Here is a 6,374-nt window from a genome sequence, read left to right on the forward strand (position 1 = left end):
GACGGCATCCCGCGCTACGACCGCCTGCCCGCCACGCTGCTCGACATGCTCGCCGAGCAGGTCGACAACCGCCCCAACGGCGAGGCGGTGGTCGAACTGGGCGGCGAACGGCTGACCTACCGGCAGTTGTGGCGCCGTGCCGCGCGCGTGGCCGGCGGGCTGCACGCCGACGGTCTGCAACCGGGGGACCGCGTCGCGCTGCGCTACGCCGCCGGGATCGACTGGGTGCTGGCGTTCTGGGGCACCGTGATGGCCGGTGGCGTTGCGGTGCCGGTCAATACGCGCTCGGCGCCACCCGAGGTCGCGTTCGTGCTGTCCGACTCGGGTGCGCGGATGGAGCTGGCGCCACAGACGCCGCTCCCCGACGGCGAACCGTATGTGACGCACCAGTTGCGGCATACCGACACCGCCGCCCTGTTCTACACGTCGGGCACCACCGATCACCCCAAGGGGGTGCCCACCACGCACGAGGCCTTCCTGACCAACACCGAGAACATGCTGCGCAGCATGGGCGAGCCGGCCGACCTGGGCGAGGCGCTGCGCACGCTCATCTCGGTGCCGCTGTTCCACGTGACCGGTTGCAACTCGCAGCTTTTGGTGGCCGCCCGCGTGGGCGGGGCGGCGGTGATCATGCCCACCCTCGACCTCGACGGGTTCCTCGTCGCCCTGGCCGCCGAGCGGATCTCCTTCCTGGTGACCGTGCCCGCCATCTACTCGCTGCTGTTGCGGCACGGCAACTTCCGGGCTGCGGACGTTTCCGCGGTCCGGTGGGTGGGCTACGGCGGCGCGCCGATCGCGCCGTCGCTGGTGCGGTCGGTGCAGGACGCGTTCCCGGCCGCCACGGTGTTCAACGGCTACGGCATGACCGAGACGGCCTCGCTGCTGACCGTGCTGCCCGACGCCGACGCCGTCGCGCACGCCGACTCGGTTGGCTACGCGGTGCCTTCGGTGGACCTCGGGGTGATCGCCGCCGGCGACGACCCGATGACGGGTGAGTTGGTGGCACGCGGGGCCAACGTGACCGGCTCCTACTGGAACCGCCCGGAGGCCACCTCGGCCACGATCGTGGACGGCTGGCTGCACACCGGCGACGTCGTGCGCGTCGACGACGCCGGCCGCGTGCACATCGTCGACCGGCTCAAGGACATCATCAACCGGGGCGGGGAGAACGTCTCGAGCGTCGAGGTCGAAGCCGTGCTGCTGTCCGCGCCGAGCGTCGCGGACGCCTGCGTGCTGGCGGTTCCCGACGACGTCATGGGGGAGAAGGTCGGCGCCGTGCTGTTTGGTGGCCCGGACACCGTCGACGTGGCCGCCGTGATGGACCACTGCCGCGAACAGCTCGCCGACTACAAGGTTCCCCAGTACGTCACCGTCGTCGACAGCGCGTTGCCGCGCAACCCCGGCGGCAAGCTGCTCAAGAGCAGGCTGCGCGAGCAGGTGCGGTGGGGCGAACCGTGGCGGTGAGCGCGACCCTGCTGATCGCCAACCGCGGCGAGATCGCGCTCCGGATCGTCCGCACCGCAACCGAACTGGGTATGACGACGGTCGCGGTGTACGCCGAGGACGACGCCGCAGGCCCGCACGTGCATGCGGCCGACGAGGCGATCGGCCTTCCCGGCGCCGGGCCGGCGGCCTACCTCGACCAGCACGCCATCCTCGCGGCCGCCGACAGGTCCGGCGCCGGACTGATCCACCCCGGGTACGGGTTTCTCAGCGAGAACGCCGAATTCGCGCGCGCCTGCGCGGCGGCCGGGCGCACGTTCGTGGGACCCGACGCCGCCGCGCTCGAGTTGGTGGGCAACAAGTCATCGGCCCGCGCCGCGGCCGTCGCCGCCGGCGTGCCGGTGCTGCCGGCCACCGAGGGACCCAGCAGCGTCGCCGACATCGCGGCCTTCTTCGCGGCCCGGGACGGCGCCGTCATGATCAAGGCGCTGGCCGGCGGCGGTGGCCGCGGAATGCGCAAGGTGACCGCCGCCGACCAGATCGAGGCGGCCTACCGGCAGTGCGCCGCCGAGGCCCAGCGTGGATTCGGCGATCCGGCGCTGTTCGCCGAGGCGGTGCTCGGCGCGGCCCGCCACGTCGAGGTGCAGGTCGTAGCCGCGCCGGCCGGCCATCAGACGCACGCGCTCGCGCTCGGCGACCGCGACTGCAGCCTGCAGCGGCGCCACCAGAAGCTGATCGAGATCGCCCCCGCCCAGGGGCTGTCCGACGCCCTGCGGCACAGCCTGCATCGGGCCGCGGCCCGGCTGTGCGCCCGGGTCGCCCTGCGCGGGCTGGCCACCGTCGAATTCCTGGTCTCCGGTGAGCAGTTCGTCTTCCTGGAGGTCAACCCGCGGATTCAGGTGGAGCACACGGTGACCGAGGAGACGACGGGGATCGACCTTGTCGCCGTGCAACTGGCCATCGCCGGTGGCGCACCGTTTTACGAGCTGGGGCTTCCGGCCGGGATCGCCTCCGACGGCACCGAGATCATCGGCGAGCCCGCGGCGCGGCGGGGCATCGCGATCCAGGCCCGGGTGAACATGGAGACCTTCGCCCCCGACGGCTCCGTCGTGCCCGCGGCGGGCACCCTGACGGCGTTCACGCCGCCCAGCGGGCCCGGCGTGCGCGTCGACACCTACGGCCGGACGGGTTTGGTCGCCGCCCCCCACTACGACTCGCTGCTGGCCAAGGTCGTCGCCCACGTGCGCGGGCCGTCGTTTCCGGCCGCGGTGCGCAAGGTCCGGACCGCCCTGGGCGAGTTCGCCGTCGAGGGAATCTGCACGAACCTCGGGTTGCTGCGAGAGTTGTTGGCGCAGGAGGAAATTCAATCCGACTGGGTGACCACGGACTTTCTCGACGAGAAACTCCCCGGGCTGGCGGCCGCGGCGCTGTCGCGGGAGGGCGAGGTGCGTGCCGCGGAGGTCGAGCTGTACCCGGGGGAGGAACCGCTGCGCGCCCACCTGGCCGGCACCGTGGTCGAGGTGCCGACCCAGGACGCCGAGTTCGGGCCCGGCGACCAACTGGTGGTCCTCGAGGCGATGAAGATGCAGCACGTGCTCACCGCGCCCGGCGCGCTGCGCACGCTCCGGGTCCTGGTGGTCCCCGGGCAGGTCGTGGGGACCGGCGACCCGCTGCTGGTGTTCGCCCGTACGGGTCCCCACGTCGGCAACGGATCAGGTTCTGCCGCAGTCGATCTCGATCGGCAGCGGGCCGACCTCGAGGAGGTTCGGCAGCGGCACCGGCGCACCCTGGACGAGGGCCGGGAGGCCGCGGTCGCCAAGCGGCACCAGCAGGGCCGGCGCACCGCCCGGGAGAACATGGCCGACCTGGTCGACGCCGGTAGTTTCGTCGAGTACGGCGCGCTGGCCATCGCCGCGCAGCGCAGCCGGCGCTCCGAGGAGGACCTGATCGCCAACACCCCGGCCGACGGCCTGGTCGCCGGCCTGGCCACCATCGGCGCCGAACGGTTCGGGCGGGCCGCCGCCGAGGCCGTCGTGGTCTCCTACGACTACACCGTGCTGGCCGGAACCCAGGGCATGCGCAACCACGCCAAGACCGACCGGGTCTTCGACCTGGCGGCGCGCAGACGCGTCCCGGTGGTGCTGTTCGCCGAGGGGGGTGGCGGGCGGCCGGGGGACACCGACGTGGGCGGCGCCGCTGGGCTGGACGTGCCCACCTTCCGGATGCTGGCCGGCCTGCGGGGCCGCGTGCCGCTGGTGTCGATCGTGTCGGGTCGCTGTTTTGCCGGCAACGCCGCGCTGGCCGGGGTGTGCGACGTGATCATCGCGACCCCCGACGCCAACATCGGGATGGGCGGGCCGGCGATGATCGAGGGCGGCGGGCTGGGCGTGTACCCCCCGGAGGCGATCGGCCCGATCGAGGTGCAGCGGCACAACGGCGTGGTGGACCTGGTCGCCCGCGACGAGGCGCACGCGGTGGCGCTGGCCAAGCGCTACCTCTCCTACTTCCAGGGCGCGCTGGAGGACTGGGAGGCGCCGGACCCGCGGCTGGCCCGGCACGTGGTGCCGCAGAACCGATTGCGCGCCTACGACATTCGTCGGGCGATCGAGTCGATCGTCGACGTCGGCTCGATCCTGGAGCTGCGGCCCGACCACGGTGTCGGGGTCGTCACCGCCCTGGTCCGCGTCGAGGGGGCGGCCTACGGGCTGATCGCCAACAGCAGCCATCACCTGGGCGGGGCGATCGACGCCGAGGCCGCGGACAAGGCCAGCGACTTCCTGGGCCTGTGCGAGTCGTTCCGGCTGCCGGTGATCTCGCTCTGCGACACCCCGGGGTTCATGGTGGGGCCGGACGCGGAGAAGGAGGCCACCGTGCGGCGGTTCGGCCGGATGTTCGTCGTCGGGGCGCGGCTGACGGTGCCGGTCGGAATGATCATCCTGCGCAAGGGGTACGGCCTGGGCGCCATGGCGATGGCCGGCGGTTCGTTCCGCGCGCCGCAGTTCACCGTTGCCTGGCCCACCGGGGAGATCGGCGGCATGGGCCTGGAAGGTGCTGTGCGGCTTGGCTTCCGCAAGGAACTCGCCGAGGCGGATCCCGACGAACGGCAGCAACTGTTCGACCGTTTGGTCGACGCGGCCTACCAGCACGGCAAGGCGCTGCGGTCGGCCACCACCTTCGAACTGGACGACGTGATCGACCCCGCGGACTCCCGCGCCTGGATCACCCGGCTCACAGGAGCCTGAGGGGCGGGCGGGTCAGCCGTGTCCCGAGCCGCAACCGACACCGGGCAGGCATCCGACCCCGCCCGGTACGCCACCGGGCCCGGCGAACTGGCCGCCGGAGCCGCAACCGACGCCCGGTACGCAACCGTGGCCGCCGGGACCGCCGCCGGGACCGCCGTTCTGGCCGCCCCAGCCGCAGTTGCCGTTGCTGTCGCATCCTCCGCCGCCCGGACTGTCCTGGAAGGCAACGTGTGTGATCGGCGCGGGGGCGGCCGCGAAAGCCTCGGCCGCTGCCGTGGGGGTGGCGGCGACCGTCGCTGCGACAGCCCCGGCCACCACCAGTGGTTTCATGAGGGCTAATTTCGCTGACATGCGCATTGGTTACCACATTGACACGTGTACAAAACCTGCCCCGGTGCGGTGGATGACAAAAGGCACTGCGAAATGAGCTCGCCGGACCTGACCGGACGCACCGCGATCATCACCGGGGCGTCCCGGGGCATCGGGCTGGCCATCGCCCAACAACTTGCCGAAGCGGGCGCCAACGTGGTGCTGACCGCCCGCAAGCAGGAGGCGGCCGAGGAGGCCGCGGCGCAGGTAGGGGAGCGGGCCCTCGGTGTGGGCGCCCACGCGGTCGACGAGGACGCCGCCCGGCGCTGCGTGGACCTCACCATGGAGCGCTTCGGCAGCGTCGACATCCTGGTCAACAACGCGGGGACCAACCCGGCCTTCGGTCCGTTGATCGATCAGGATCACGCCCGCTTCGCCAAGATCTTCGACGTCAACCTGTGGGCCCCGCTGCTGTGGACGTCGCTGGCCGTGAAGTCCTGGATGGGTGAACACGGCGGCGCGGTCGTCAACACCGCCTCCATCGGCGGCCTGCACCAGTCGCCGGGCATGGGCATGTACAACGCCACCAAGGCGGCTCTCATCCACGTCACCAAGCAACTGGCACTGGAACTTTCGCCGCGCGTGCGGGTCAACGCGATCTGCCCCGGGGTGGTGCGCACCCGGCTGGCCGAGGCGCTGTGGAAGGACAACGAGGACCCGCTGGCGTCGTCGACGGCCCTGGGCCGGATCGGTGAACCGGTCGACGTGGCCAACGCGGTCGCCTTCCTGGTCTCCGACGCCGCGAGCTGGATCACCGGCGAGGTGATGGTCATCGACGGCGGTCAGGTGCTCGGCAACGCCGCGGGCTTCCAGGCACATCCGGGCGGCGGGCGGTGAACACCGCGGAGGTGGACGCACGCGTGCAGGCGCTGCTCGACGGCCACGACCCGGCGACCACCGCCCCCCGGGAATTCCTCGGCGCGCAGTACGACGCCGGCCTGGCGTGGGTGCACCTGCCGGAGGGTTTCGGCGGGCTGGGTCTGCCGCGCAGTGCCCAGCAACGGGTCGACGCCCGGCTGGCCGCCGCAGGGGCGCCGGTCGGGGGCACACCGAAGAACTTCATCGGGATGGGCATGGCGGCCCCGACCATCGCGGCGTTCGGCACCGACGAGCAGAAGCGGAAGTTCCTGCGGCCGTTGTTCACCGGGGAGCAGGTCTACTGCCAGCTGTTCAGCGAGCCCGGCGCCGGGTCGGACCTGGCCGGGGTGGCCACCCGGGCGGTCCGCGACGGTGACGAGTGGATCGTCAACGGGCAGAAGGTGTGGACGTCGATGGCCCAGCACGCGCAGATGGCCATCCTGGTCGCCCGCACCGACCCGA

At 72.2% G+C, this 6,374-nt stretch carries 5 protein-coding genes; 4 read left to right on the forward strand and 1 reads right to left on the reverse strand.

The features are described from left to right. The coding region (locus tag AC2VOR_RS03670) for a class I adenylate-forming enzyme family protein (RefSeq protein WP_486963215.1) at positions 1-1,464 on the forward strand (1,464 nt) is incomplete at its 5' end. After that, positions 1,461-4,685, forward strand: a complete 3,225-nt coding sequence (locus AC2VOR_RS03675; RefSeq protein ID WP_369741668.1) for an acetyl-CoA carboxylase family protein — start codon at positions 1,461-1,463, stop codon at positions 4,683-4,685. The genes AC2VOR_RS03670 and AC2VOR_RS03675, both read left to right, overlap by 4 nt. A gap of 12 nt (positions 4,686-4,697) precedes the next feature. Here the strand turns inward: AC2VOR_RS03675 and AC2VOR_RS03680 are convergent, their stop codons facing one another. After that, complete coding sequence (locus tag AC2VOR_RS03680) at positions 4,698-5,015, reverse strand: PE-PGRS family protein (RefSeq protein WP_369741667.1); 318 nt, start codon at positions 5,013-5,015, stop codon at positions 4,698-4,700. A gap of 93 nt (positions 5,016-5,108) precedes the next feature. Between AC2VOR_RS03680 and AC2VOR_RS03685 the strand changes: the two genes are divergently transcribed. Together AC2VOR_RS03685 and AC2VOR_RS03690 are read left to right on the forward strand one after the other, a co-directional pair. Continuing rightward, complete coding sequence (locus tag AC2VOR_RS03685; RefSeq protein ID WP_369739435.1) at positions 5,109-5,891, forward strand: SDR family oxidoreductase; 783 nt, start codon at positions 5,109-5,111, stop codon at positions 5,889-5,891. An 11-nt stretch (positions 5,892-5,902) separates the two neighbouring features. Continuing rightward, positions 5,903-6,374 (forward strand): acyl-CoA dehydrogenase family protein (locus AC2VOR_RS03690; RefSeq protein ID WP_486963216.1); only part of this gene is annotated, 472 nt, incomplete at its 3' end.

Source organism: Mycobacterium sp. TH-M103, assembly GCF_057473785.1.

Excerpts from the sequence above, each read along its gene's own strand:
- AC2VOR_RS03680 (WP_369741667.1), bottom strand. The coding sequence starts at position 5,015 with ATGAAACCACTGGTGGTGGCCGGGGCTGTCGCAGCGACGGTCGCCGCC.
- AC2VOR_RS03685 (WP_369739435.1), top strand. The coding sequence starts at position 5,109 with ATGAGCTCGCCGGACCTGACCGGACGCACCGCGATCATCACCGGGGCG.